General features: G+C 73.2%; 23 protein-coding genes and 1 other RNA gene. 19 read left to right on the top strand and 5 right to left on the bottom strand.

The genetic code is table 11. The annotated features are described in order from the left end of the window. Positions 1-45: 45 nt before the first annotated feature. The 11 genes from ffs (at position 46) to VMF70_02155 (ending at position 8,660) form a co-directional block, all read left to right on the top strand. Positions 46-143: signal recognition particle sRNA small type (gene ffs / locus VMF70_02205), an RNA gene on the top strand. 29 nt (positions 144-172) lie between these two features. Then, positions 173-1,987 (top strand): DNA polymerase III subunit gamma/tau, encoded by a 1,815-nt coding sequence (dnaX, locus tag VMF70_02200; protein HTT66819.1) that lies wholly within the window; start codon positions 173-175, stop codon positions 1,985-1,987. A 38-nt stretch (positions 1,988-2,025) separates the two neighbouring features. Continuing rightward, on the top strand, positions 2,026-2,340 hold the full coding sequence (locus VMF70_02195; protein HTT66818.1) for a YbaB/EbfC family nucleoid-associated protein: 315 nt from the start codon (positions 2,026-2,028) through the stop codon (positions 2,338-2,340). Between the two features lie 2 nt (positions 2,341-2,342). Next, entirely contained in the window at positions 2,343-2,948 is a 606-nt protein-coding gene (gene recR / locus VMF70_02190) for a recombination mediator RecR (protein ID HTT66817.1), read from the top strand. After that, positions 2,945-3,214, top strand: coding sequence for a hypothetical protein (locus tag VMF70_02185; protein HTT66816.1), 270 nt, complete (start codon positions 2,945-2,947; stop codon positions 3,212-3,214). The genes recR and VMF70_02185 overlap by 4 nt, the downstream gene beginning before the upstream one ends. A gap of 11 nt (positions 3,215-3,225) precedes the next feature. Beyond that, complete coding sequence (locus VMF70_02180; GenBank protein ID HTT66815.1) at positions 3,226-3,717, top strand: roadblock/LC7 domain-containing protein; 492 nt, start codon at positions 3,226-3,228, stop codon at positions 3,715-3,717. A gap of 18 nt (positions 3,718-3,735) precedes the next feature. Then, a complete protein-coding gene (locus tag VMF70_02175; GenBank protein ID HTT66814.1) occupies positions 3,736-4,413 on the top strand; it encodes a GTPase domain-containing protein in 678 nt (225 codons plus the stop codon). Between the two features lie 7 nt (positions 4,414-4,420). Next, positions 4,421-5,056: a CDP-diacylglycerol--glycerol-3-phosphate 3-phosphatidyltransferase gene (pgsA, locus tag VMF70_02170; protein ID HTT66813.1), complete on the top strand. Its 636-nt coding sequence runs from the start codon at positions 4,421-4,423 to the stop codon at positions 5,054-5,056. A 3-nt stretch (positions 5,057-5,059) separates the two neighbouring features. After that, complete coding sequence (locus VMF70_02165; protein ID HTT66812.1) at positions 5,060-6,409, top strand: nicotinamide-nucleotide amidohydrolase family protein; 1,350 nt, start codon at positions 5,060-5,062, stop codon at positions 6,407-6,409. A gap of 52 nt (positions 6,410-6,461) precedes the next feature. After that, complete coding sequence (locus VMF70_02160) at positions 6,462-7,283, top strand: lysophospholipase (GenBank protein HTT66811.1); 822 nt, start codon at positions 6,462-6,464, stop codon at positions 7,281-7,283. A 3-nt stretch (positions 7,284-7,286) separates the two neighbouring features. Then, on the top strand, positions 7,287-8,660 hold the full coding sequence (locus tag VMF70_02155) for a tryptophanase (GenBank protein ID HTT66810.1): 1,374 nt from the start codon (positions 7,287-7,289) through the stop codon (positions 8,658-8,660). A 245-nt stretch (positions 8,661-8,905) separates the two neighbouring features. On the opposite strand, the gene VMF70_02150 is transcribed toward VMF70_02155, so the two are convergent. The 3 genes from VMF70_02150 to VMF70_02140 are packed head-to-tail and all read right to left on the bottom strand — an operon-like array spanning position 8,906 to position 11,084. After that, the gene (locus VMF70_02150; protein ID HTT66809.1) at positions 8,906-9,997 is read right to left on the bottom strand and encodes a PDZ domain-containing protein; all 1,092 of its coding nucleotides are present in this window, start codon (positions 9,995-9,997) and stop codon (positions 8,906-8,908) included. A gap of 17 nt (positions 9,998-10,014) precedes the next feature. Beyond that, positions 10,015-10,578 carry a hypothetical protein gene (locus VMF70_02145; protein ID HTT66808.1) on the bottom strand — a complete coding sequence of 188 codons (564 nt, stop codon included), beginning with the start codon at positions 10,576-10,578 and terminating at the stop codon, positions 10,015-10,017. Next, complete coding sequence (locus tag VMF70_02140; protein ID HTT66807.1) at positions 10,575-11,084, bottom strand: sigma-70 family RNA polymerase sigma factor; 510 nt, start codon at positions 11,082-11,084, stop codon at positions 10,575-10,577. The genes VMF70_02145 and VMF70_02140 overlap by 4 nt, the downstream gene beginning before the upstream one ends. A gap of 313 nt (positions 11,085-11,397) precedes the next feature. Here VMF70_02140 and VMF70_02135 point away from each other — a divergent pair, with 313 nt between their 5' ends. From VMF70_02135 to VMF70_02120, 4 genes are read left to right on the top strand one after another with little or no spacing between them, the layout of a single operon-like run. Beyond that, the gene (locus tag VMF70_02135; GenBank protein HTT66806.1) at positions 11,398-12,051 is read left to right on the top strand and encodes a nucleotide exchange factor GrpE; all 654 of its coding nucleotides are present in this window, start codon (positions 11,398-11,400) and stop codon (positions 12,049-12,051) included. Between the two features lie 3 nt (positions 12,052-12,054). After that, positions 12,055-13,185 carry a molecular chaperone DnaJ gene (gene dnaJ / locus VMF70_02130; protein HTT66805.1) on the top strand — a complete coding sequence of 377 codons (1,131 nt, stop codon included), beginning with the start codon at positions 12,055-12,057 and terminating at the stop codon, positions 13,183-13,185. A 58-nt stretch (positions 13,186-13,243) separates the two neighbouring features. Beyond that, positions 13,244-13,912, top strand: coding sequence for a response regulator transcription factor (locus VMF70_02125; protein HTT66804.1), 669 nt, complete (start codon positions 13,244-13,246; stop codon positions 13,910-13,912). 7 nt (positions 13,913-13,919) lie between these two features. Next, positions 13,920-15,200: a HAMP domain-containing sensor histidine kinase gene (locus VMF70_02120; protein HTT66803.1), complete on the top strand. Its 1,281-nt coding sequence runs from the start codon at positions 13,920-13,922 to the stop codon at positions 15,198-15,200. 193 nt (positions 15,201-15,393) lie between these two features. On the opposite strand, the gene VMF70_02115 is transcribed toward VMF70_02120, so the two are convergent. Then, complete coding sequence (locus VMF70_02115; GenBank protein HTT66802.1) at positions 15,394-16,620, bottom strand: MFS transporter; 1,227 nt, start codon at positions 16,618-16,620, stop codon at positions 15,394-15,396. A 127-nt stretch (positions 16,621-16,747) separates the two neighbouring features. Here VMF70_02115 and VMF70_02110 point away from each other — a divergent pair, with 127 nt between their 5' ends. From VMF70_02110 to VMF70_02095, 4 genes are read left to right on the top strand one after another with little or no spacing between them, the layout of a single operon-like run. Continuing rightward, the gene (locus VMF70_02110; protein ID HTT66801.1) at positions 16,748-17,974 is read left to right on the top strand and encodes a TolC family protein; all 1,227 of its coding nucleotides are present in this window, start codon (positions 16,748-16,750) and stop codon (positions 17,972-17,974) included. Positions 17,975-18,027: 53 nt separating this feature from the next. Further along, positions 18,028-19,041 carry an efflux RND transporter periplasmic adaptor subunit gene (locus tag VMF70_02105; protein HTT66800.1) on the top strand — a complete coding sequence of 338 codons (1,014 nt, stop codon included), beginning with the start codon at positions 18,028-18,030 and terminating at the stop codon, positions 19,039-19,041. Next, entirely contained in the window at positions 19,038-22,136 is a 3,099-nt protein-coding gene (locus VMF70_02100; GenBank protein HTT66799.1) for an efflux RND transporter permease subunit, read from the top strand. Before VMF70_02105 ends, VMF70_02100 begins: the two co-directional genes overlap by 4 nt. A gap of 37 nt (positions 22,137-22,173) precedes the next feature. Then, complete coding sequence (locus tag VMF70_02095; GenBank protein HTT66798.1) at positions 22,174-23,883, top strand: hypothetical protein; 1,710 nt, start codon at positions 22,174-22,176, stop codon at positions 23,881-23,883. A gap of 62 nt (positions 23,884-23,945) precedes the next feature. Here VMF70_02095 and VMF70_02090 read toward each other — a convergent pair whose 3' ends face one another. Then, positions 23,946-24,680: an SDR family oxidoreductase gene (locus VMF70_02090; GenBank protein HTT66797.1), complete on the bottom strand. Its 735-nt coding sequence runs from the start codon at positions 24,678-24,680 to the stop codon at positions 23,946-23,948. Positions 24,681-24,744 lie beyond the last annotated feature (64 nt).

Genomic DNA, 24,744 nt, shown 5'->3' with positions numbered 1-24,744 from the left:
TCTCGCAACTGGTCTCTGTCGCAGGGGCGTGCTACCTTGAGAGTGCCCCAGGTCCGACGGGCGAGGGCGCACGAACCGCGTCAGGGCCCCGAAGGCAGCAGCGCTAAGTGATGTCTCGCGTCGCGGCGGGGAGCCTGGGGCATCCTCTCCTCCTTCCCGATCACCGAGTCGCATGTACCTAGCCCTCGCACGCCGCTACCGTCCGCGTCTGTTCGCCGACCTGGTCGCCCAGGAGCACGTCGCGCGCGCGCTCCGCGGCGCCGTGGAGCAGGGGAAGGTCGCCCACGGCTACCTGTTCGCCGGCCCGCGCGGCGTGGGCAAGACCACCGCCGCCCGCATCCTCGCCATGGCCCTGAACTGCGAGGCCCGCCACGCGGGCCGGCCCACCGCGGCCCCCGGCGAGCCGTGCGGCGAGTGCCCGTCGTGCGCGCGCATCTGGGCGGGCTCGGCGAGCCTCGACGTGGTCGAGATCGACGCGGCCAGCAACCGCGGCGTGGACGACGCGCGCGACCTCCGCGAGCGGGCGATGTACGCGGCGTCGCAGGAGGGCCGCCACAAGGTGTACATCGTGGACGAGGCCCACATGCTGACCCGCGACGCCTGGAACGCCCTCCTCAAGATCCTCGAGGAGCCGCCGGCGGGCGTCGTCTTCGTCTTCGCCACCACCGAGCCGCACAAGATCACCAACACCGCCGCGCCGGTGATGAGCCGGCTGCAGCGGTTCGACTTCCGGCGGGTGGGGCCGCAGGCGATCGCGGACCACGTCCGGAGCGTCCTGGTGCGGGAAGGCCTCACCGCGGACGACGACGCGGTCGAGATCATCGCCCGCGTCGCCGACGGCGGCCTGCGGGACGCGCTGTCGGTCCTGGACCAGGCCACCGCGTTCGGCGAGGGCACGCTCACCGCGGCGCGGGTACGCCAGGTCCTGGGCCTGGTGGGCGACGAGCTCTACGCCGAGGCGCTGGACATGGTCGCGGAGCACCGGGCGGCGGACGTGTTCCCGTTCGTCGCCAAGCTGGTGGAGGCCGGTCTCGACCTCACGGCGTTCACGGACGGCGCGGGCGACGTGCTGCGCGCGCTGCTCGCGGTGCGGCTCGGGGGCCGGCCCGAGGGCGTGTCGTCGGCGCTCGCGGCGCAGGTGAGCCGCATCGCTCCGGCCCTGGAGCCCGGCGACCTCCTGCGGATGCTCCACGTGCTCGAGGAGGCGGAGGAGCCGATCCGGCGCGGGGCGCATGCCCGGCTCGCCGTCGAGACGATGCTGGTGCGGTGGTGTCTCATGGACCGCACCGTGGAGATAGCGGAACTGCTCAGAGGCGAGAGTGCAGGGAAGTTGCCGGACGGCAAGGTGCGAGCGGTGACCAGAGCGTCGGAGGGCGGCGGCCAGAGCCCGGCACCCGCCTCGTCGCGCCCGGCGACGATGCGCGACCCGGCGGCCCCTGCCGTACGCGAGAGCGCGGCGCCGGCGGCGTCGGCACCGACACCGGCCCCCGCGCCGGCGCCGCCGCGAGCGAGCGCGCCGGGCGGCCCGCTCACCCTCGAGGCCGTGCGCGGCGCCTGGGCGGACGTCGTGGCGGCCGCGCGCGCGGAGAAGCCGATGCTCGCCAGCGCCCTCGAGGATGCGGAGCCGGTGGCCTGCGACGGCACGGCGGTCCGCATCCGCGCCAGGGGAGGCAACCCCATGACCGGGGAGGGGCTGAGCCGGGGGCGCCCGTCGATCGAGGCGATCGTGGGGCGGGTGCTCGGCACCCCGGTCCGGGTCGTCGCCGCGGAGGCGTCCGGCGGACCACCCCGGGCCCAGGCCGGGTCCCCCGGCGGGAGCGCGGGCCCCGGTGCGCCGAGCGGGACGGTGCGCGAGTCGCCGGTCCGTCCCACCGCGCAGCGGGTCACCGCCACGGGGGCGAAGGCCGAGCGGCTCCAGGCCCTGCGCGGGAAGGACCCGACGCTAGATAGCGCTATAGACAGCTTGGACTTGGAGCTTCTCGAGTAGGCTTGCCCCCGGCAGGCGCGGGGCCTAGGTTTCCACCAATGACCGATATTCGTGCGCTCCTCCAGTTCGGGCAGCAAATGCAGGGGCGGTTGGCCGCGATTCAGAGCGAGCTGGCGCAGCGCACCGTGACGGGCTCGGCCGGTGGCGGCATGGTCACCGTGACGGCCGACGGCCGGGGCCAGGTGCGGGAGGTCCACATCGACCCCAGCCTGCTCGGGGGCGACGTCGAGATGCTCGAGGATCTGGTCGTGGCCGCGGTGGCGGAGGTGCAGAAGCGGGCGGCGGAGATGGCCCAGGACGAGGTCAAGAAAGTCCAGAGCGTCCTGCCGTTCCCGCTGCCGTTTTCGCTGTAGCCGTGTCCGCCATCGAGGAGCTGGTCGCCGAACTCGCGAAGCTCCCGGGAATCGGCCGCAAGACGGCGCAGCGCCTGACGTACTTCCTGCTCAAGCAGCCCCGTGAGGAGTCCGCGCGCCTGGCCCGTGCGGTGGCCGCGCTCGGCGAACGGATCCGCGCCTGCTCGGTCTGCGGGGACCTCACGGAGTCGGACCCGTGCGCCATCTGCAGCGACGCGCGGCGCGATGGCGCGCTGATCTGCGTCGTGGAGGAGGCCTCCGACGTGGCGGCGATCGAGCGGTCCGGCGAGTACCGGGGCCGCTACCACGTGCTGGGCGGCCGGCTCTCGCCGCTGGACGGCGTGGGACCCGACCAGCTGAACGTGGCGTCGCTGCTGGCGCGCGTGGCCAACGGCACGGCCGTGCGGGAGATCATCGTGGCCACCAATCCGTCGGTGGAGGGGGAGGCGACGGCCCACTACGTGGAGCGCACGCTGCGCGCGCGCTCGCCGGACGTGGCGGTGACCCGGCTGGCGCGGGGCCTGCCCGTGGGCGGCGAGCTGGAATACGCCGACGGGGAGACGATCGCGCAGGCGTTTTCCGCGCGGCGGCAGTTCCCGGGCGCGTGAGACACCGGGGACTGTACTTCGCGGCTGCGGCGACGGCGGGATTCCTGGCCGGCGCGGTGCTGGCGCAGCGCTCCATGGGGAGGTGGCGGAGCGCGCTGTTCAGCGCCCGCCCCTTGCGCCGTCTGGCGGCGTTGGGGTATTTGAGCGGGCACCCGGGCGTGGAGGCGGTGCAGGTGCTGCGCGACTACCTCGCCTGGGAGGTCCATCCCGCCCTCCGGCGCCGGGCCGAGAGCATCGTACGCCGGATGGAAGCGCAACTCTCCTGAGCGGAGCACGGATGCCTGGTGCGTCGAGCTGGTCGTTCCGCGAAGAGGACTACAAGGCCATCACCGAGCACATGAATGGCCTGTTGCGGGAGACCAACGTGAAGAGCCTCATCCTGGTCGACCGGAACGGCCAGGTGGTGGCGAACGTGGGGGAGCCGCCCCAGTTCGACCCGCAGGCCTTCGCCTCGCTGACGGCCGCCGACTTCAGCGCCAACGACCAGCTCGCCAAGATGATCGGCGAGCACGAGTTCTCCTCGCTGTTCCACCAGGGCGAGAAGGAGTCGATGTACCTCGCCGACGTCGCGCGCCGGGTGATCCTGGTGGCGCTGTTCGACAGCCGCACCACCCTCGGGCTGGTGCGCCTCAAGGTCAAGGGAACGGTCGAGATCCTCACCAAGGTGTTCGAGGACATGTTCAACCGGTCCGGCACGCAGAGCGCGCGGGTCGAGGGTTTCGGCACCAAAGAGGCGGAAGATGAGATCGACAAGCTGTTCGGGGACTGACCACAGAGGGCTCGCGCCATGTCGATGATCAACTACGCCTCGCGCGAGATCAACTGCAAGCTCGTCTACTACGGCCCGGGGCTCGGCGGCAAGACCACCAACCTCGAGCACGTGTACGGCAAGGTGCAGCCCAACACGCGCGGCAAGCTGATTTCGCTGGCGACCGAGACCGAGCGGACGCTGTTCTTCGACTTCCTGCCGGTGGATCTCGGCACGATCCGCGGCTTCAAGACCCGCTTCCACCTCTACACGGTGCCGGGCCAGGTCTACTACAACGCGAGCCGCAAGCTGATCCTCAAGGGCGTGGACGGCATCGTGTTCGTCGCCGACAGCCAGGTCGAGCGGATGGAGGCGAACATCGAGTCGATGCAGAACCTGTACGACAACATGGCCGAGTACGGCTACGACCTGACCAAGCTCCCGTTCGTGATCCAGTACAACAAGCGCGACCTGCCCAACGCCTCGCCCATCAAGGACCTCCAGGCCGGCCTCAATCCCGGCTGGCCGCTCGCGAACCCGGACCGGCACCAGGTCACGCCCGACGCCAACTGGGCGGGCGAGTACCTGGTCTGGCAGCTCCCGACCGGGGAGTGGATCGAGCGGGCCCCGGCCTACGAGGCGGTGGCGATCACGGGTGACGGGGTCTTCGAAACGCTCAAGGCCGTCAGCAAGCTGGTCCTGAAGTCGCTGGGTTGATCCCGGCATGTGGAACCTGCCGAACCTGCTGACGCTGGCGCGCATCGGACTGGCGCCCGTCATCGCGCTCCTGCCGTTCATCGAAGGGTACTGGCCCAAGGTCATCGCGTTCATCATCTTCGTCGCCGCCGCCGTGAGCGACGTGGTCGACGGCTACCTGGCGCGCCGCAGCCAGCAGGTCACCGACCTCGGCATGCTGCTCGACCCCGCCGCCGACAAGGCGCTCCTGATCGCCACCCTGGTGCCGATCTACTGGATCACCCGCCACCCGACCGTGCTGTACGGCATCCCCTGGTGGGGCAGCCTGCCCCTGTGGGTGGCCGTGATCCTGGTGGGCCGTGAGCTGCTGATGACGCTGATGCGCTACGAGGCCAACAAGCGCGGCGTGGTGATCCCCGCCGGCCGGGAGGGGAAGCTCAAGGCCATCCTCCAGTACGTCTTCATCGGCGCCACCATCGCCTGGTTCGCCTGGAAGGACTACCTGGTCCGGACCGGTCTCACCGGCCGCATGCGCAACGCGTGGGACGAGTTCCACGGCGCCTTCGTCGCCGTGACGCTCGGTCTCGCGGTCGTCCTCACGGTGTATTCGTTCGTCGTCTACCTGGTCAAGTACCGCGCGCTGTTCCGCGCCTCGGCGCGGTAGTCCGTGGACTGCGAGCTCCTGACCGTCGGCACCGAGCTGCTGCTCGGTTTCACGGTCGATACCAACGCGGCGTTCGCCGGCCGCGCGCTCGCCGCCGCGGGGATCCGGCTGGCGCGCCGCGTCACGGTCGGCGACGACGCCGAGGCCATCCGCGAGGCCACCGCGGCGGCCCTGGAGCGCACCGGCACGGTCATCGTCACCGGCGGCCTGGGTCCGACGCGCGACGACGTCACCCGGGATGCGGTGGCGGCGCTGTTCGGCCTCGCGCTGGTCCGCGATCCCGCCCTCGTGGCGGCCCTGGAGGAGCGCTTCGCCCGGCTCGGCCGTGGGCCGATGCCGGAGGCCAACCGCCGCCAGGCCGACGTACCGCACGGCGCCAGGGTGCTGCCGAACCGCTGGGGCACCGCGCCCGGCCTGGTGCTCGAGGACGGCCGTGGCCGCCTGGCGATCCTGCTGCCGGGAGTGCCCACGGAGATGCAGGGCCTCCTCGCGCAGGAAGTCATCCCGCTGCTGCTGGAGCGGCGGGCGCGCACCGCGGCGGCGCCGCGGGCCGGCACGGAGGCGGCGGCGCACGGACGCGCGGAGGCACCGGCAGCGGGAGGAACCGGAGCTCCGGCCTCCGGAGGCGGCGAAGTCATCCTGTCGCTCACCCTGCGCACCACCGGCATCTCCGAGTCGGCGCTCGCCGACCGCGTCGGCGATCCGACGCGGATCCTGGGCGAGCACCTGACCCTGGCCTGGCTGCCGAGCCCCGAGGGCACCGATCTCCGGCTCACCGCCTGGGGGCTCGGGGCGGAGGCGGCGCGCGCCGCCCTGGCCGCGGCCGCCGGGCCGCTGCGGGCGCTGCTGGGGACCTACTGCTACGGCGAAGGCGACGACGATCTGGCAGCGCTGGTGCTGGCGGAGCTGGAGCGCCGGCAGGCGCGGCTGGCGGTGGCTGAGTCCTGCACCGGCGGCCTGCTGGGCGCACGCCTGACCGCGATTCCCGGCAGCTCGCGCGCGTTCCTGGGTGGCGTCGTGGCCTACGACAACGAGGTGAAGCTCGGTCTGCTGGGGGTATCGGCCGACAGCCTCGCGGCGCACGGTGCGGTGAGCGAGGCGGTCGCGCGGGAGATGGCGATCGGGATCGCGAGGGCCTTCGGCGCCGACGCCGCCGCGTCGGTGACGGGCATCGCCGGCCCCGACGGCGGCACGGCCCTCAAGCCCGTGGGCAGCACCTGGATCGGCGTGCTGGTGGGCGGGCGGGTGCGGGCGTTCTCCTACGCGTTCCCCGGCGAGCGGGAGGTGGTGCGGCGGCGCGCCGCGCAGGCGGCGCTGGAGGCGCTGCGGCGGGCGATGCGAGGAGGGGACTAGTACGGCGTTCTCCGGCGACGTCGAGTTCTGGACTGCCGCCGACGGAGCCAGGCTGGCGCTCCGGCGGGCCACGGCCGCGGGCGGGGGCCGCGCGCGCGGCGCGCTCATCCTGCTGCACGGTTTCGGGGACCACAGCGGGCGCTACTCGGAGGTGGCCGCCTGGTTCGCCGAGCGGGGGCTCAGCGTGTACGCGCTGGACCAGCGCGGGCACGGGCGCTCGCCCGGCAAGCGCGGGCACGTGTCGCGCTTCGCGCAGTTCCTCTCCGACGTGGCCGCCCTGCGCCGGCTCGCGGCGCTCGAGCAGGGCGGGCCGCAGCTGCTGCTCGGCCACTCCTTCGGGGGCACCGTCGCGCTCCGCTACCTGGAGACGGAGCCGGAGGGCCTGGCCGGCGCGATCGTCTCGTGCCCGTTCCTGGCGGTCGCGATGAGCGTGCCGCGCTGGAAGCGGGCGATGGCGCGCGCGCTGGTCGAGGTGCTTCCCGCGCTGCCGGTCGCGACCGGGCTGGACCTCGCGTACCTCTCGACCGACCCCGCGGTTGGCCAGGCCGCCAAGAGCGATCCCCTCTACCACCGGGTGATGACGCCCCGGGCGTATCGCGAGATCCAGGCGGCGCAGGCCGCCGTGCTGGCCGAGGGGCGTCACATCGGCGTGCCGCTGCTGCTGCTCCTCGCCGGGGACGACCGGATCGTCTCGCGCGCCGCGAGCGAGGCCTTCGCCCGCTCGCTCGGCGGCGACCTGACGGTGAGGACGTACGAGGGCTTCTACCACGAGATCTTCAACGAGCCGCATCGCGCACGGGTGTTCCGTGACGTCGAGCCGTGGCTCGATCGCGTATTGAGCGGAGCGGCGCCACCCTCCGGGCCCGCCGCCTGAGCCATGGAACCGTTCAAGATCAAGGTCGTCGAGCCCATCGCCTTCACGACCCGCACGGAGCGGGACCAGGCCCTGGCCGCCGCCGGCTACAACCTCTTCAACGTCCCCGCCTCCCTGATCACCATCGATCTGCTGACCGACTCGGGCACCTCGGCGATGAGCGACCGGCAGTGGGCCGGCATCATGCTGGGCGACGAGTCGTACGCGGGGAGCCGCAACTACTTCCATCTCGAGGAGGTCGTCCGGCGCATCACCGGCTACCGGCACGTCATTCCGACGCACCAGGGGCGGGTGGCGGAGAACCTGCTGTTCACGACCGCGGTCAAGCCGGGCGACCGCGTGCCGAACAACATCCACTTCGACACCACTCGCGCCAACGTCGAGCACAACCTGGGCGTGCCCGTGGACTGCGTGATCGACGCGGCCTACGACGTCACGGCCGAGCACCCGTTCAAGGGCAACATGGACGTGGCGAAGCTCGACCGGCTGCTCGCGGAAGTGGGGAAGGCCCGGGTCCCCCTGGTGATGCTCACCATCACGAACAACTCGGGGGGCGGGCAGCCGGTGTCGCTCGGCAATGCCCGTCAGACCAGCGTTTGGTGCCGCCGGCACCGGATCCCGCTGTTCTTCGACGCCTGCCGGTTCGCCGAGAACGCCTACTTCTGCAAGCAGCGCGATCCCGAGTGCGCCGGCAAGTCGATCGAGGAGATCGCGCGCGCGTTCTTCGCGCTGGGGGACGGCTGCACGATGTCGGCCAAGAAGGACGGCCTGGTCAACATCGGCGGCTTCATCGCCACCAACGACGACGAGCTGTCGACCCGCCTGTCGAACATGCTCATCCTGATCGAGGGCTTCACGACCTACGGCGGGCTGGCGGGCCGCGATCTGGAGGCCATCGCCATCGGACTCGGGGAGGTGCTGGACGAGCGATACCTCGAGCACCGGGTCGGGCAGGTGCGCCGGTTCGGCGAGGCGCTCCGCGCCGCGGGCGTCCCGATCGTGCTGCCGGTCGGGGGCCACGGCGTGTACCTCGACGCGCGCCGATTCCTGCCGCACATCCCCCAGCACCAGTTTCCCGCCCAGGCGCTGACCTGCGCGCTGTACCTGGAGGGCGGCGTGCGCGGCGTCGAGATCGGCGGGCTGATGCTGGGCAAGCTCGACGAGGCCACCGGAGCGTGGACCTGGCCGGAGCTGGAGCTGGTGCGCCTGGCGGTGCCGAGGCGGGTCTACACCGACGCGCACCTCGATCACGTCGTCGCGGTGTGCACCCGGATCCTGCAGGAACGCGACGCGATCCGGGGCCTCAGGATCGTCTCCCGGGCCCCGGTGCTGCCGCATTTCACGGCGCGCCTGGCGCCGCTCGGCGGACCGGCCTAGCCGGACAAGGTGACGGCGACGCGCCGCACCTCGGAGCCCCTCGACCGCCGGCCCCGGAACCTACGGTGCTCGCGGACCGGGGACAGATCGATCGCGAGAGCCACGACGATGCCCACCACGGGCCAGAGCGTCCTCTGGCCGCCGAACCAGTGGCTGAAGACGTAGAGAAGTGCGACCGCGAGTCGCGGGGTGAGGAGCCTCGCCCGGTGGGACGAGTCGCGGAGCGTCGAGGCGCTCAGGGAACCTCAAGGGTGTGGGACAGGCGCGGCAGCTGGCGGCCGCGCCGGCTTCGGCGTCGCCCGCGGCCTTAGGGCGAGGCGCACGCTCATGTCGCCCGACGTGATGACGACCTCGCTGTCCGACACCTCGGTGGACGTGACGCCTCCCGGCCCGCGCGCCTCGATCACCACGTCGCCGAGGCGGCCGGTGTAGCGCAGCGGCCCGAAACCGCGGTGCTCGCGGTAGGACATCGGCGGCAGGGCCGGAGTCGCGGGCGCCGCGGGGATGACGGCCATCGGGGCCGCGGGGGCCGGCTCCGCGGGCTCCGCCGGCATCGCGGGCTGAGCGGGCACGGCCGGCGGCGCCGGCGTCGCGGGTGCCGCCGCGACGGGCGCCAGCTCGGACCACTCGCGTCCCTCCAGCGTCGAGCGCTCGGCCAGCGTCCTGGCCAGCACGCGCTGCTGCTCCTCGAGCACGCGCCGCAGCCGGTTGAGCTGCTCGACGGTGGTCGAATCCCGCTCGCTCTGCGCCTGCTCGAGCTGCTGCTCCATCCGCTCGCGCGCCTCTTCCAGCAGGGTGCGCGAGCGCTCCAGCTGCTCGCGCGAAGACTCGAGGGTGTGCTGTTGCGTTTCCTGCGCGCGCCGCATGGCCCGCATGGCCGCGTCGAGCTGCGAGCTGACCGGATGCGACTGCGCCACGAGGCGCACCAGGTGCTCGGCGCCGTCGCGCCGGTAGGTCAGGCGCACTGCCTGCCCGGGACGGATGTTCGCGAAGGCGGCCCCCCCGCGCGCCGAGGTCAGCGGCACGCCGTCGATCGCCACGAGCGTGTCGCCGGTCCTCAGGCCCACCCGGTCGGCCGGGCCGTCCCGGTCCACGGTGAAGACGGTCGGCGGCTCCGAGAACGTCCACTGGCGTGCCTCGCCGTCGTCCGAGGCCGTGAGGCTGCAGCGGCTGCACGCCACGCCGATGCCGAGCCAGCCCTCGCGCGACGTGATGCTGTAGCTGTAGCTGCGGCCGGCACCGCGGCCCTGCCCGCGGCCGGTCCCGGAATCCACCTGGGCCGCGAGCGGACCCGCGCTGGCGACCAGCGCGCCCAGCACGACGATGTGACGAACCATGCTCCGTCCTCCCTGGGTCAGAACCACACTACGGACCGGGTGGACGGCGCCGGCCGCTGCTCCTGTTCCCGCTCCGTCATGCCCCGCAGCACCGCCGCCGCGAGCGGATCGTTGGGTGCGAGGTGTGCCACTTCGGTGGCCGCCGCGCCGAGGGCTGAGAGCGCGACCTGCCGCGCCCGGGCCCGGGTCGGCGCGTCGGCCGAATCGTTCATCTGGTTCAGGGCGGCGAGCGCCGCCACGTACAGGGCGCCCGCCCGCTCCACGTGGGCCGCGACCTCCGTGGCCGAGCCGCGCGACGCCTGCACGCCCGAGATCGCGGCGGCCGCGCCGCTCCTGGCGCCCAGGTACTGGCCGGCGGCGAATCCGCCGGCGAACAGCGCGAGCGCCGCCGCGACCGCGCCCACCAGCCAGGGCACGACGTGGCGCCGACCGGTGCGCACCGCAAGCGGGATCGGGAGCAGGCCGCGCTGCTGCAACGCGGCCACGACGCGTTCCTCCAGCACCGGCCGCGCTTCGCGCTCCCTGGGCAGCGCCTCCAGTGCGCGCCGCTCGACCGGGGTCAGCTCGTCGGAGTCGTTCACGTCGCCCGCCTCTCGGCATCCCGGGCCAGCAGGGCGCGCACGGCGCGCCGGGCCCGGAACAGCTGTGACTTGGTGGTGCCCGGCGTGACGCCGAGCCGTTCGGCGATCTGGTCGTGGGTCAGGTCCTCGACGTCGTGCAGCACGAAGACCGTGCGATAGCCTGCGGGGAGCGACGCGATGGCCCGCTCGAGGTCCACGGGCTCGAGCCGCGCGGGCGGCGCCGCCGCGGCCGGCTCGCCCTCCTCCGGCCACTCGACCTCGCGCCGCCGGCCTCGCCGGCGCAGCGCGCTCCGGGCCGCGTTGACGCCGATCGCGTGGAGCCACGTCCCCAGCTCCGCCTCCCAGCGGAAGCCGCCCAGCTTCTCCACGGCGGTGATCCAGGTGTCCTGCACGACGTCCTCCGCCTCGGCCTCGTCGCCCGCCAGCATCCTGAACACGAGCTGCAGCAGGCGCGGCGTGTGCCGCCGGTAGAGCTTGCGGAACGCCGCCTCGTCGCCGGCGAGCACCCGCTCGGCGAGTTCCCGGTCCGCCTCCTCCCGGAGGTCGGGTGCGGCGTCCGTGTTCAGCGGGACGGCCCGGATCGGCGCTGACGGCGTCTCATGGTCCGTGGGTTAGTGGCTCCGGAGTCTCCAAATGGTTGTGCGTGACCGCCGCGGCGAAACGTAGGCCTCCGCCACCGTACTGGCGACCAGGACTCCTGCCAAGTTGGCGCCCGGCGGCTGGCCTGTTCCTTGCACCTCCGGCGCCGGCAACTGGCAAGTTGATGCGTCTACGTTATTGTTCAAGGCCAACATACGCATGTTCAGGTTCCGAGGAGACATGGCCAAGAAGCACCATCCGCACGACGCTCGCCACGGCGCGCCGCCGCCGGCGCCCGACGCGGCGGAGCCGCTGGCTTCCCCCGCGGACGGCGCGCCCGGCGACGCCGCCCCGGAAGACACGTCGGGGGAGCGCGCCACGGCCGGGGCGGCCCTCGCGGTGCCCGCCGCGGAGGGGCTGCAGCGGCTCGAGCGGGAAGCGGCGGACTGGAAGGACCGCTGTCTCCGGGCGGCGGCCGAGTTCGAGAACTTCAAGAAGCGGGCGGCGCGCGAGCGGACCGAGACGTGGAGCCGGGCGCAGGGCGATCTGATCGTCCGCGCGCTCGACGCGCTCGACGACCTCGGGCGCATCGCGGCGCTCGATCCGGCGCAGACCACGTCCCAGGCGCTCCACGAGGGGGCCGGGCTGGTCGAGCGGAAGCTGATGAAGGCGCTCGAGGGCATCGGGCTCGAGCGCGTCGATCCGGTGGACCAGCCGTTCGATCCGAACCTGCACGAAGCGGTGATGACCATGCCGGCCGACTCGCCCGATACCGACCACACGGTGGGCTCGGTGCTGCAGCCGGGGTATCGGCTGAACGGGACGCTGCTGCGGCCCGCGCGCGTCGCGGTCCGGACCTGGACCGAGCCGGTCGCCGACGAGGCGGTGCAGTAGGCGATGGCGCCGGAGAAGGACTACTACTCCGTCCTCGGCGTGACGTCCGCCGCGACGCAGGATCAGATCAAGCGCGCCTACCGCAAGCTCGCCAAGAAGTGGCATCCGGACGCCAACCCCGGCGACAAGACCGCGGGCGAGCGCTTCAAGGGCATCACCGAGGCGTACGCCGTGCTGTCGGACGCGAAGAAGCGCAAGCAGTACGACGACCTCCGCAGGTACGGCGCGTTCAGCGGCGCGGGGCCGGGCGCGCGGCGTCCGCCGTCCGGCGCGGGACGGCCCGGCGGCGGCGCGGGCGGCCAGCGCTTCGAGGAGATGGACTTCGGCGATCTGTCGGGCGGCCTGGGTGGATTGGGCGACCTGTTCTCGTCCATCTTCGGCGGCGGCGCCGGCAAGAAGAAGGGCGGTGCGGAGCGGGGCGAGAGCGTCGAGACCGTCGTGTCCATTCCGTTCCGCGTCGCCGCGTTGGGCGGCAAGGTGCCGATCACGGTCCCGGTGACCGAGGCGTGCGGCACCTGCGGCGGCTCGGGAGCCGCGCCCGGCTCGACCCTCAGCACCTGCCCGGAGTGCAAGGGCACGGGCACGATCTCCTTCGGCTACGGCGGGTTCGCGGTGAAGCGGCCGTGCCCCGCGTGCCGGGGCCGGGGCAAGGTCGCGGCGCAGGCCTGCCCGACGTGCCGGGGCGTGGGCGAGGTCCGGGTGGAGCGGCGCCTGATGGTGACCGTGCCGCCGGGCACCGACGACGGTACCAAGATCCGCCTCAAGGGCCACGGGCCCCGCGGCACCGGCGGCGCGCCCGCGGGCGACCTGATGGTCGCGTTCCAGATCGAGCCCGACCGGTTCTTCCGGCGCGAGGGGCTCGACGTTCATTGCACGGTGCCGATCAACGTCGCGCAGGCGATGCTGGGCACGAAGCTGAAGGTGCGCACGCTGGACGGGAAGCACGTCGTCCTCCGCATCCCTGCCGGCACCCAGGCGGGGCGGAAGTTCCGCATCCGCGGGCAGGGCATCGAGAAGGGCGGCCAGCGCGGCGACCAGATCGTGGAAGTGCAGGTCGAGATGCCCGACAAGCTCTCGCCGGAGCAGGAGGCGATGGTGAAGAGCTTCGCCGATTCCGCGGGGCTGAAGTACTGACCGGGCCCGGCGGCACGCCCACCCGGCCCGTCGGCGGGCCGCCGCGTCTGGGGCCGCCGTGCGGGTGCTGATCGTCGAGGACGATGCCGGCCTCGCCGGGATCGTGCGCGACGGACTCGCCGAGCACCACATCGCCGCCACCGTCGCGGGCAGCTTCGAGCAGGGCCGGGAGCGCGCCGCGCTCGGGACCTGGGACGTGATCGTGCTCGACGTGATGCTCCCCGGGGGCAGCGGCTTCGACCTGTGCACGCAGCTGCGCCGCCGCGGCCTGAAGACGCCGATCCTGATGCTGACGGCCCGCGACACCGTGGACGACCGCGTCTCCGGCCTCGACGCCGGCGCCGACGATTACCTCACCAAGCCGTTCGCGTTCCGGGAGCTGGTGGCCCGGGTCCGCGCCCTCGCGCGCCGCGAGGCGGCGCTGGTGCCCGAAACCGTGCGCGTGGCCGACCTCGAGGTGGACTTCGCCTCGCGCGGCGTCCGGCGCGGCGGGCGCGCCATCCGGCTCACCGCCAAGGAATTCGCCCTGCTCGAGTACTTCGCCCGCCACGTGGGCCAGGTGGTGGACCGCGCGGCGATCACGGCGCACGTGTGGGACGAGAACCACGACCCCTTCACCAACGTGCTCGAGGTGCTGATCCGGCGCCTGCGCCGCAAGATCGACGACGCCTACGAGCCGAAGCTGATCCGCACGCTCCGCGGCGCCGGCTACCGGTTCGGCGTCTGAGTCGCGCGTGATCCGCCCGCTCGACCTGCTGCGACTCCGCCTCACCGCCTGGTACGCGGCCACGTTCGGACTCATTCTGCTGCTCCTGGGCGGGGGCCTGTTCCTCACCATCCGGTCGCAGATCTCGCGGCACCTCGACGACTCGCTCCGGCTCGCGGCCGGCGAGCTCATCCGGGCGGCGAGGATCCGCGAGGTCGAGGCACGCGCGGCCACGGGCGCCGTAGTGGACGCGGTGGACGAGCTGCACATCCCCGACCGCTCGCTGTACCTGCTCGAGCCGGACGGCACCCCGGTGAAGCCTCCGGCTGCCGAGGCATGGATCCGCGAGGCGGCGCGGCGCGCGGCGCGCGAGGGGACGGCGGATTTGGAGGTGACCTCGCACGATCGCCGACTGCGCCTCCATGCGACCCGGTTCACCGTGCCGGGACCGAAGACCTACGTGGGGGCGGCCGTGGCCGACGTGGTGGAGCTCGAGGACCAGTACGCATCGCTGATCGGGGCGTTCGGCGCCGCCGCCCTGGCCGGTCTGGTGCTGGTGGCGTTCGGCGGCTGGCTCCTGGTGCGCAAGGCGACGACGCCGGTCGAGCGGTCGATGGAGACCATGCGCCGCTTCATGGCTGACGCGGCGCACGAGCTGCGGACGCCCATCGCGGTGCTGCGGAGCCAGGCCGAGGTGGCGCTGCAGCGCGAGCGGGACGGCGAGGCGTACGCGCGCGCCCTGCGGCGCGTCGAAGGCGAAGCCGAGCGGCTCGGCGCGACCGTCGAGGACCTCCTGACGCTGGCGCGCGCCGACGCCGGCGAGCGACCGGTGGAGCGCCAACAGGTGTTTCTCGACGACCTGGCGCTCGACGCGGCGGCGGGGGCGCGGGCCCTGGCCATCCGGCGGGGCGTGACCCTCGAGGTGGGGACGTTCGAAGAGGCGGTCCTCACGGGCGACGCCGCGCTGGTGCGCCAGCTGCTCATGATCGTGCTCGACAACGCGGTGAAGTTCACGCCGGCCGGCGGCCGGGTGCGCCTCGGCGTCGCCGCGCCGGCGGGGCAGGCGGAGGTGGTGGTCGACGACACCGGCGTCGGGATCCGCGAGGACCAGCTGCCGCACATCTTCGAGCGCTTCTATCGCGGCGACCCGGCGCGGGCCCGGGGCAACGGCGGGGAAGGCGCGGGCCTGGGGCTCGCCATCGCGCGCTGGATCGCCGACGCCCACGGAGCGCGGATCGAGGTTCAGAGCGAGGTGGGCAAGGGCACCCGGGTGACGGTCAGGTTCCCGGCGGCGGCGGGCGCGGCGTGAGAGGCGGCCGTGAAAGGTGAGACGTGAGAGGTGAGAAGTGAGAGGTTGAAGAGAGACGTGAGAAACGCGAGCGTGAGACGTGAGAAGCGAGAGCGTGAGAGGTGAGAGCTGAGCGAGTCACCTCTCACCCTCACCTCTCACGTCCTTGCCCCTCACCTCTCACTTGAACGTCTCACCCCTCACCTCTCACCTATCACGCTTCCCGCTTCCCAACAAACCCCCGGTACAGCATCAGGTCGTACACGATCTTCAGCGCTCCCGCGACCAGGAACGGCAGGCTCTCGAGTGCGGGCCGGGCGAACATCCATCCCGCGAACACCGGCGCGACCGCGGCGCCGGTGGTCCGCGCCACGCCCGTGATGCCCGCCGCGGCGGAGCGCTCCTCCGGGGCGACCACGGCCATGACGTAGGCCTGCCGGGTGGGGACGTCCATCTGGCTGATGCTGAAGCGCGCGAACAGGACGAGGATCGCCAGCGGCAGGGTCGGCATCAACGGCACCAGGATCAGCAGGACGTTCGACGGCAGGTGGGTGAACACCATCGTCCGCACCAGGCCGAAGCGCGCGGCGAGCCGCGACGCCAGCAGCGCGGATACGCCGGCCAGCAGGTTGGCGCCGAAGAAGATCCCACCGAGGGTCGCGGGCCTCACGCCGAAGCGCAGATGGAACCAGTAGGCCGCGAAGCTCTGGACCACGAAGCCGCCGGCGAAGGCGTCGAGCGCGAACAGGGCGGCCAGGTGCCCCACGACGCGCCGGGAGCGGCTGATGCCCCACGACGGCAGCGGTGCGCGGCCGGTGCCCGACCGGTGCAGCTCGACGGCCGGCGACACCTGCACGAAGCAGACGGCCAGCAGGACCGCCAGGGCGGCGTAGAGCACCAGGACGGCGCGGTAGCTCGCGACCGCCGTCACGCTGGTCCGCTGCAGCGCCTGCGACAGCTCGCCCCCGGCCAGCGCGCCGGCGGCCGTGGCGAACGACCCGGCGAGGGTATACCAGGCGAAGACCCCCGTCCGGCTGTCCCCGGGGACGATCTCGGAGAGGGCCGCCTGCTCGATCGACAGGAACGGCCCCACCTCGTTCCCGCTGGGACTGATGACGCCGATCGTCCCCGCGACCACCAGGAGCGCGAAGTTGCCGGTGGCGGCGAACGCGAGGCCGGCGGCGGCCATGAGCACGGCGCCGATGACCAGCATGCGCCGCCGCCCGAGCCGGTCGGCCCGGGTGGAGAGCCACAGGGAGACGGCCGTGTCTCCGCCGAGGGTGAGGGTGAGCAGCATCCCGGTCTGGCCCGCGCTCAGGCCGAGACCCGTCAGATACAGCACCAGCACGACGGAGAGCGCGCCGTACGCGAACAGGCGCACCGATCGCGTGAAGAACAGGATCCACCCGTCGCGCGTCAGCGCGTGTCGCACCGTCGCCACGCGATCAGTCTGGCGTCGTGGCGGTCGCCCGTCCAGGCCGGTCGCTCCGCTCCGCCGCTCTCGGCGCCGACGAGGTGCTCCCGGCCTGTCATCTCCTCGACAGGTTCGGCGACTAGCTTCAACCGCCATGGAACGTGTGGCGGCGACCCCGTTGCGTGCGCTGATCTGGGCGCCGGCGGCCATCGCCGCGCTGAGCGCCGGCTCGGTGTCCGCCCAGCAGCCGGTGACCCGGGAGCAGGTGGTCGCCGCCGCGCTGGCGCACGGCCCCCGCGTCATGCTCGCCGCGCCCGACACCGCCGCCGCGCGCGCCGGGCTGATGGTCGCGCGCGAGTTCCAAAACCCGACCGTCAGCGCCGGCTACAGCAAGGATGTTCCGCAGTACCACGCCAGCCTGGACGTGCCGCTCGACCTGCCGTGGGTCCGGAGCGCGCGGATCCGGGTGGCGGCCGAGGCGCGGAGCTCGGCGCGTTTCCGGTTCGCCTTCGAGCGGGCCTCCGCGCGGTTCGACGCCGAGCAGTCTTACACGGCCGCCCTCGCCGCGGCCGCCCGCGCGCGGCTCTCCCGCCGCAACGCGCTCGACGCGGACAGCCTGCTCCGGATGGCGATGCTGCGCCGCGATGCCGGCGACGCCAGCGAGCTGGACGTTCAGCTCTCGACGGTGAATGCCGGCCAGCTGGCCAACGACGCGGCCGGAGACTCGGCGGACGCCGTGACGGCGCTGCTCGAGGTCCAGCGGGTCATGGGGCTCGCCTCGGACCGCCCCGCGATCGCGCTCGCCGACACGCTCGCGCCGCCCGGCGCGGACACCTCAGGCCCTGCCGGGGTCGTCCTGCCGGTCGCGGTGGCGGCGGCGGCGGCGCGCTCCGCGGACGCGGCCGTGGCGCTGGCGCGGCGCAGCGTCGTCGGCTCGCCGAGTCTCGTGCTGGGGTTCGACAGCCACGATCCCACCGGCGCCGAGACCGGACTGCTGCCGACGTTCGGCCTGGCGCTGAGCTTCCCGCTGTTCAACTGGAACGGCGGCGCCATCGCCGCGGCCGCGGCCGCGCGGGACCTGGCGCAGGCCGAGCTGGACGTGGCGCGCCGCGAAAGCGACGCCGCGCTGGCGCAGGCGCGGAGGGACCTGGCCGTCGCGAGCGCCAAGCTGGCGCGGGACCGGAGCCTGGTCTCGGGGGCCGACCGCGTGGCGGCGATGTCGCTCGCGGCCTACGCCGAAGGCGCGGTCGCGCTGCCCAGCGTGCTGGAGGCCCAGCGCCAGGCCCGCGAGGCGCTGGGCCGTCTGGTCAACGATCTCGCCGCCGCGAGCGCCGCCGATGCGGCGGTGCGCCTGTTCACGGCATCCGAGGCTTCGCCATGAGTCACGTTCGCCAAGGCTGTTGGACGCTGCTGTGCGTCTCGCAACTGGCCTTTGTGTGTTGCGCCCCCGGCGGCGGCGACACGGAGTCGGAGGCCCGTGGCAACGTCCAGGCGGTGGTCGGCGCGAGGACGGCGGTCGCCACCGTGGGGCCGTTCACGCGCTACGTCACGGCGCTCGGCACGGTGTCGCCGAGGCCGGGCCGGTTCGCGGCCCTGGGGGCGCCGGGGCCCACCCGGGTCGCCCGGATCTTCGTGGTGGCCGGCCAGGCGGTACGAGCGGGCGACGCGCTGATCGAATTTGACCGCGCGCCGTTCGACGCGGCGGCCAGGAGCGCACAGGCGGCGGTGAACGTGGCCAGGGCCGCGAGCGATCGCGCCGTGCGGCTGGCGGGGGAGGGGATCGTGCCGCGCAAGGAGGTGGACCAGGCCGCGGCGGACCTCGCGCAGGCCGAGGCGGCGCAGGTGAGCGCGGAGCGCGCCCAGGCGCTCGCGACCCTGCACGCGCCGGTGTCCGGCGTGGTCACGCGGATGTCGGCCGTGATGGGCGCGCCGGCCGATGCCACTGCGCCGCTGGTCGAGATCGCCGACCTGTCGGCGCTCGACGTGGTGTTGAGCCTCTCGCCCGGCGAGGCGGGGCGGGTCCGCCCCGGCCAGCGGGTCGTTTTCTGGTCCGGCGAGAGCGCGCGCGGGGACTCCCTGGGCGCCGGCACGGTCGGCGACGTGGGTGCCGCGCTCGACTCCGCCACCCGCGCCGTCGAGGTCCGCGTCCGGGTCGGCCGCGCCGGCCGCCCGCTCACGATCGGCGAGACGGTCTTCGGACGCATCGCCGCGGGCACCGATCCGCACGCCGTGACCGTGCCGCTGGAGGCGCTGGTGCCGCAGGGCGAGGCGTTCCAGGTGTTCGTGGTCGACCACGGCGGGATCGCGCACGCGCGCGACGTCACGGTGGGCGCGCGCAGCGAGGCCGCCGCGGAGATCACGGCGGGCCTCGCCGGCGGCGAGACGGTGGTGACCTACGGCGCCTACGGCGTGTCCGACAGCGCGAAGATCGTCCCGGCCAAGCCGTGAAGCTGTTCGACGTTCTCGTTCATCAGCGCCGCTTCCTCTACCTCGCGGTCGCGCTGCTCTCGGCAGCGGGCATCGGGTCCGCGCTCGTGCTCCCCTCGGCCATCTACCCCGAGCTGATGTTCCCGCGCATCGCGATCGTCGCCGAGGGCTCCTCGCTCGGCGCGCGCCAGGTGGTGTTCAGCATCACGCGGCCCATCGAGGAGGCGGTGAGCGTGGTGCCGGGGGTGCTGCGCGTGCGCTCGAAGTCGATCCGCGGCGCGAGCGAGATCTCGATGTGGTTCGCGCCCCGGACGGACATGATCTACGCGCTGCAGCTGGTGCAGGCGCGCATCAGCCAGGTCGCGTCGGATCTTCCGGCCGGGCTGGACATCCGGGTCGAGCGGCTCACCCCGTCGCTGTTCCCGGTGCTGTCCTACAATCTCGAGGGCGGCGATCCCGCGACCCTCAACGACATCGCGCTGTACGAGATCAAGCCGGTCCTCTCCCGCGTGCCGGGCGTGGGCCGCGTCGACGTGCAGGGCACCGACGTGCGGGAGCTCGAGGTCGTGGCGGACCCCGCGCGGCTCGCCTCGCTCGGGATCACGTACGACCAGCTGGCCGCCGACATCCGCCAGGCCATCACCCCCGAGGCGGTGGGCCGGATCGCCAAGGACTACCGCCAGTACCTGATCGTGACCGACCAGGAGGCGCACACGCCCGAGGACGTGGGCAGCGTCGCGATCGGCGGCGGCCTGCGGGTGCGGGACGTCGCCACGGTGAGCCTGGGCACCGAGGACCACGTCCGGGTCATCGCCGGCGACGGGCGGCCCGCCGCGCTGCTCAACATCACGCGCCAGGTGGGCGGCAACACGCTCGAGCTGGCCGACAGCGTCGCCCGGGCGATGGCGGCGCTCGCGCCGACGCTGCCCCCGGGCGTGCACTACAAGGTGGTCTACGACCAGGCCGAGCTGGTGCGGGACGCGGTGAAGTCGGTGCGGGACGCGATGCTCATCGGCGCCGCGCTGGCGGTCGTGATCCTGCTCGCGTTCCTGCGGCACGGGCGGATCACGGCCGTGAGCGCCACCTCGATCCCGCTCACGCTCATCATCACCGTGTTCGTGATGAACCTGCTCGGGCAGACGTTCAACCTGATGACGCTGGGGGCGATGGCGATCGCCATCGGCCTGGTGATCGACGACGCGGTGGTGATCACGGAGAACATCGCCCGGCACCTCGCACTGGTCGACGACCGGCGGGCCGCCATCCGCGAGGCGGTCCAGGAGCTGATCTGGCCGGTGACGACGTCCACGATCACGACCGTGGTGGTGTTCCTGCCCCTCGGGCTGCTGCAGGGCGTGGTGGGCCAGTTCTTCGCGGCGCTGTCGCTGACGCTCACCATCGCGGTGCTGATCTCGCTGTTGCTCGCGCTCACCATCATCCCGCTGCTGGCGGACCAGTTCCTGGCCGCGCGCGAGACGCCGGTGGGCGAGGAGGCCGGCGGCGCGCGGCAGGGAGGGCTCGCGGCCGTCGGGCTGGTGGCGCGGGGCCTCGACGGCCTCGGCGACCGGTACGTGCGGGCGCTGGGCGCGGTACTGCACCACCCGCGCCGGATGCTCGCCGGGGCCGGCGTGCTGATCGTGGCCGGCGTCGCGGCGCAGCGGTACGTGGGCAGCGGGTTCCTGCCGGACATGGACGAGGGCGCGTTCGTGCTCGACTACTGGACGCCCGGCGGCACGGCGCTCGCGGAGACCGATCGCGAGCTGCGGCTGGTCGAGAGCATCCTCGCGCGCACGCCGGAGGTCACGGGCACCTCGCGGCGCACCGGGGCCGAGCTGGGGCTGTTCGCCACGCTCCAGAACACGGGCGACGTGGTGGTGCGTCTCAAGCGCCGGAGCGAGCGGAGCCGGTCGATCTTCCAGGTGATGGATACGGTGCGGGACCAGGTGAACGCCGCGGTGCCGACGCTCCACATCGAGTTCGTCCAGATCCTCTCCGACGTGATCAACGACCTCGCGGGCGGCGCCAAGCCGATCGAGCTGAAGCTGTTCGGCTCGAACCTCGACTCGCTCGAGGCCTACGCGCGCCGGCTGGCCCCCGCCCTGTCCAAGGTGGACGGGATCGAGGACCTCTACGACGGCGTCAGCTTCCCGAGCGCCGAGATGATGATGCGGGTGGACGGCGCGGAGGCGGGCCGCCTCGGGCTCACCCCGGCGCAGGTGGGCGACGCGGTGAGCGGCGCGCTCCTGGGGGTGAACGCGGGCCAGGTACGCACCGACGACCGGGCCATCAACGTCCGGGCGCGGGCGCCCGACTCCGTGCGCTTCGATGCCCTGAAGCTGGGCACGATCCCGGTGGCCGCGGGCGCCCGCGGCCGCTCGGCGCCGCTCGCCGCGGTGGCCACGCTGCGGCCGCTCACCTCCCGTGCCGAGCTGGACCGCGAGAACCAGCAGCAGATGATCGCCATGACGGCCGACGTCAGCGGCCGGTCGCTGGGCCAGATCATGCACGACGTGCGGGCCGTGCTCGCCGCCCAGGGGCCGCCGGGCGGGCTCCGCATCGAGTTCGGGGGGCAGTACGCCAGCCAGCAGGATGCGTTCCGCGCGATGCTGATGGTGCTCGGCATCGCGGCGGTGAGCGTCGTGGCCGTGATGGTGCTGCAGTTCGAATCGTTCGTGGAGCCCCTGGTGATCGCGCTCGCGGCGCCGGTCTCGTTCATCGGCGCCATCGGGATGCTGCTGGGGACGGGCACGGCGCTCAACGTGTCGTCGTTCATGGGTCTGATCCTGCTGGTGGGGCTGATCGTCAAGAACGGCATCATCCTGCTGGACTTCACCCGCCGGCGCGGGCTGCTGGACGGGCTGCCGCTCGAGCGCGCCATCATCGACGCCGCCCGCGTCCGGCTGCGGCCGATCCTGATGACGACGCTGTGCACCCTGTTCGGGCTGTTCCCTCTGGCGCTGGCGCTGGGGGCGGGCAGCGAAATGCAGCAGCCGCTGGCGCTCGCGGTCATCGGCGGGCTGGCCGTCTCGACGCCGATCACGCTGTTCCTCGTGCCGACGCTGGTGGTGGCGATCCGGGGCGGGGACTACGTGCCGCCACGCCGGACGACGACGTGAGCGGCCAGCGGCCGGCGGCGCTATGTTGGAGCGCAGCATGCCGTCGCGCCGGCAGTTCTTAGAGCGAGGCGCACTCGCCGCCATCGGCCTGTCGCTGCCCGCGGGCCCGGTCACGGAGCCTCGCGGCGCCGGGACTGCGGCCGCGCCGCCGCCGTCCGACACCTTCCTCGACCTTCATCGCCAGCCGGACGCCGTCTCCGTCCAGACCGCCGCCGCCTACGCGCCCTTGGGCGCCGCCGGCGGCGGCCGATGGGAGGGTGCCGGTGTCGCCGTATCGGTCGCCGAGCTGCCGGATGCGCTGCGGGTGACGCTGGCGGCCCCCTCGGTGGCCGTCCGACGCCTCCACCTCCGATGGCGCGGCCGGCTGGACGGCACGCGTCTGCTGCTGGGTGACGCGTGGGAGCGAGGCTACGGCGATCTGGAATGGCGCGGCTTCGTCCCCGACCGGGTGATGCCGTGGTACGTGGCCGCGTGGGACGGCAGGCGCACGCACGGGTACGGCGTCCGCACCGGCGCCAGCGCGTTCTGCTTCTGGCAGGTGGATCCCGGGGGCATCAGCCTCTGGGCGGACGTTCGGAGCGGCTCCAGGGGGGTGGAGCTGGGCGAGCGTACCCTCACGGCGTGCGAGGTCGTCTGCCGCCCCGGCCGCCCAGGTGAGGGTGCGTTCGCAGCCCTCCGCGCGCTCTGCCGGCAGCTGTGTCCCGCCCCGAGGCTGCCGCCCCACCCGGTCTACGGCACCAACGACTGGTACTGGGCGTACGGGAAGAACAGTGCGGCGAGCGTCCTCGCCGACGCGCAGCATGTCGTGGACCTCTCGCCCGCGGACGCGAACCGGCCGTTCGCGGTGATCGACGACGGCTGGCAGCCCGAGCACGCCGAACGGAGTCCGGCCGCCGGGATCTGGGACCATGGCAACGAGCGGTTTCCCGACCTGCCCGGCCTCGCCGCCGAGGTCCGCCGGACGGGCGCCGTCCCCGGCATCTGGATCCGGCCGCTCCTGGCGCCCGCGGATGCGCCCGACGCCTGGCGCCTTCCGCGCGAGCGTGGCGTGCTCGACCCCACCGTGCCGGAGGTGCTCGAGAAGGTCGCCGCCGACATCGGCCGCCTGCGCGACTGGGGCTTCGCCCTGATCAAGCACGACTACTCCACGTTCGACGTATTCGGGCGCTGGGGCTTCCAGATGGGTGCCGCGCTCACCGGAGGGAGCTGGACCTTTGCGACCGGCGCCGGGCGGACGACGGCCGAGGTCGTCGACGGATTGTACCGGGCGATCCGTGCCGCGGCGGGCGACGCGCTCGTCCTCGGCTGCAACACGGTGAGTCATCTCTCTGCGGGGATCTTCGACATGTGCCGCATCGGCGACGACACGAGCGGCACCGAATGGAACCGGGTTCCGAGGATGGGTGTCAACGCCCTCGGGTATCGTGCTGCGCAGCACGGTGCGTTCTACGCCGCCGATCCGGATTGCGTTGGCGTCACCACGGCCATTCCCTGGGTGCAGAACCGCCAGTGGCTTGACCTGGTCGCGAGGAGCGGGACGATGCTGTTTGCGTCGCTCGCGCCCGACGCGCTCGGCGCCGTGCAGCGGCGCGATCTCCGCGCGGCCTTCGCGCTGGCGGCGCGGCCGCAGCCGCTCGGCGAGCCCGAGGACTGGCTGGAGACGACCTGGCCGAGGCGATGGCGCCTCCGCAACGCTGAACGCGCCTACGACTGGGCCGGGCCGGACGGGGTGACGGAAGTCGGCTGAGCGTGCGGGCCGCTCCAGCCTCGGGTCGCACCGCGGTCTGCGGGCGACCCGAGCGTGGGAGCCTACGCCAGGGCTTCCCCCATCGTCCGCAGCTGCACCTCGATGATCCGCGAGCGCGGCGACTGGGTGCAGGCGAGGAGCACGACGCCGGCCACGTCCTCCGGGTCGAGCATGTCGGACGCCGCCACGGACTGCTCGGTGCGGCCCTTGCCGAGCGCGAACTCGGTCTTGACCCCGCCCGGACAGATCGCGCCGACCTTGATCCCGCTGCCGCGCAGCTCGCGGTCGAGTGCCTGGGCGAAGCCGACCTGCGCGAACTTGCTCATGCAGTAGACGGCTTCGCCGCCGAAGCCGTAGACGCCCGCCATCGACGAGATCATCAGGATCGTGCCGGCCTTCTGCCGCAGCATCACCGGCACCGCGTGGCGCGTGAACAGGAAGGTCGAGCGGACGTTGCTGTCCATCAGCTCGTCGTACTCCGCGGCGCTGGTGTCCACCAGGTTCTTGTAGTTCCCGACGCCGGCGTTGTTGATCAGGATGTCGAGCCGCCCGAAGACGTCGGTCGCCGCCTTCACCGCGCCGAGGGCGGTGCTCTCCTCCCGCGCGTCACCGGCGAGCAGCACGGCGCGGCCGCCAGCCGAGTCCAGCTCCCGCTTCAGCGCATCGAGACGCTCGCGCCGCCGGGCCGTGAGCACCAGCGCGGCCCCCTCGCCCGCCAGCGCGCGGGCGCACGCCCGGCCGATGCCGGAGCTGGCGCCGGTAACGAGAGCGACCTGGTCCCGCAGCTTTCCTGGCACGGCTCCTCCTCACGCGGTGTGACGGGTCTCGAGGCCGGGTCCGGCGGCGCCGCCGCCGCCCGGC

The organism is Gemmatimonadales bacterium (assembly GCA_035502185.1).
Classification (GTDB): domain Bacteria; phylum Gemmatimonadota; class Gemmatimonadetes; order Gemmatimonadales; family JACORV01; genus Fen-1245.
The sequence above is the reverse complement of the archived record's forward strand: the minus strand, read 5'-3'. Positions and strand labels throughout refer to the sequence as shown.

Excerpts from the sequence above, each read along its gene's own strand:
- VMF70_02110 (HTT66801.1), top strand. The coding sequence starts at position 16,748 with ATGGAACGTGTGGCGGCGACCCCGTTGCGTGCGCTGATCTGGGCGCCG.
- pgsA (HTT66813.1), top strand. The coding sequence starts at position 4,421 with ATGTGGAACCTGCCGAACCTGCTGACGCTGGCGCGCATCGGACTGGCG.
- VMF70_02150 (HTT66809.1), bottom strand. The coding sequence starts at position 9,997 with ATGGTTCGTCACATCGTCGTGCTGGGCGCGCTGGTCGCCAGCGCGGGT.
- VMF70_02155 (HTT66810.1), top strand. The coding sequence starts at position 7,287 with ATGGAACCGTTCAAGATCAAGGTCGTCGAGCCCATCGCCTTCACGACC.
- dnaX (HTT66819.1), top strand. The coding sequence starts at position 173 with ATGTACCTAGCCCTCGCACGCCGCTACCGTCCGCGTCTGTTCGCCGAC.
- VMF70_02135 (HTT66806.1), top strand. The coding sequence starts at position 11,398 with ATGGCCAAGAAGCACCATCCGCACGACGCTCGCCACGGCGCGCCGCCG.
- VMF70_02195 (HTT66818.1), top strand. The coding sequence starts at position 2,026 with ATGACCGATATTCGTGCGCTCCTCCAGTTCGGGCAGCAAATGCAGGGG.
- VMF70_02175 (HTT66814.1), top strand. The coding sequence starts at position 3,736 with ATGTCGATGATCAACTACGCCTCGCGCGAGATCAACTGCAAGCTCGTC.
- dnaJ (HTT66805.1), top strand. The coding sequence starts at position 12,055 with ATGGCGCCGGAGAAGGACTACTACTCCGTCCTCGGCGTGACGTCCGCC.
- VMF70_02180 (HTT66815.1), top strand. The coding sequence starts at position 3,226 with ATGCCTGGTGCGTCGAGCTGGTCGTTCCGCGAAGAGGACTACAAGGCC.
- VMF70_02095 (HTT66798.1), top strand. The coding sequence starts at position 22,174 with ATGCCGTCGCGCCGGCAGTTCTTAGAGCGAGGCGCACTCGCCGCCATC.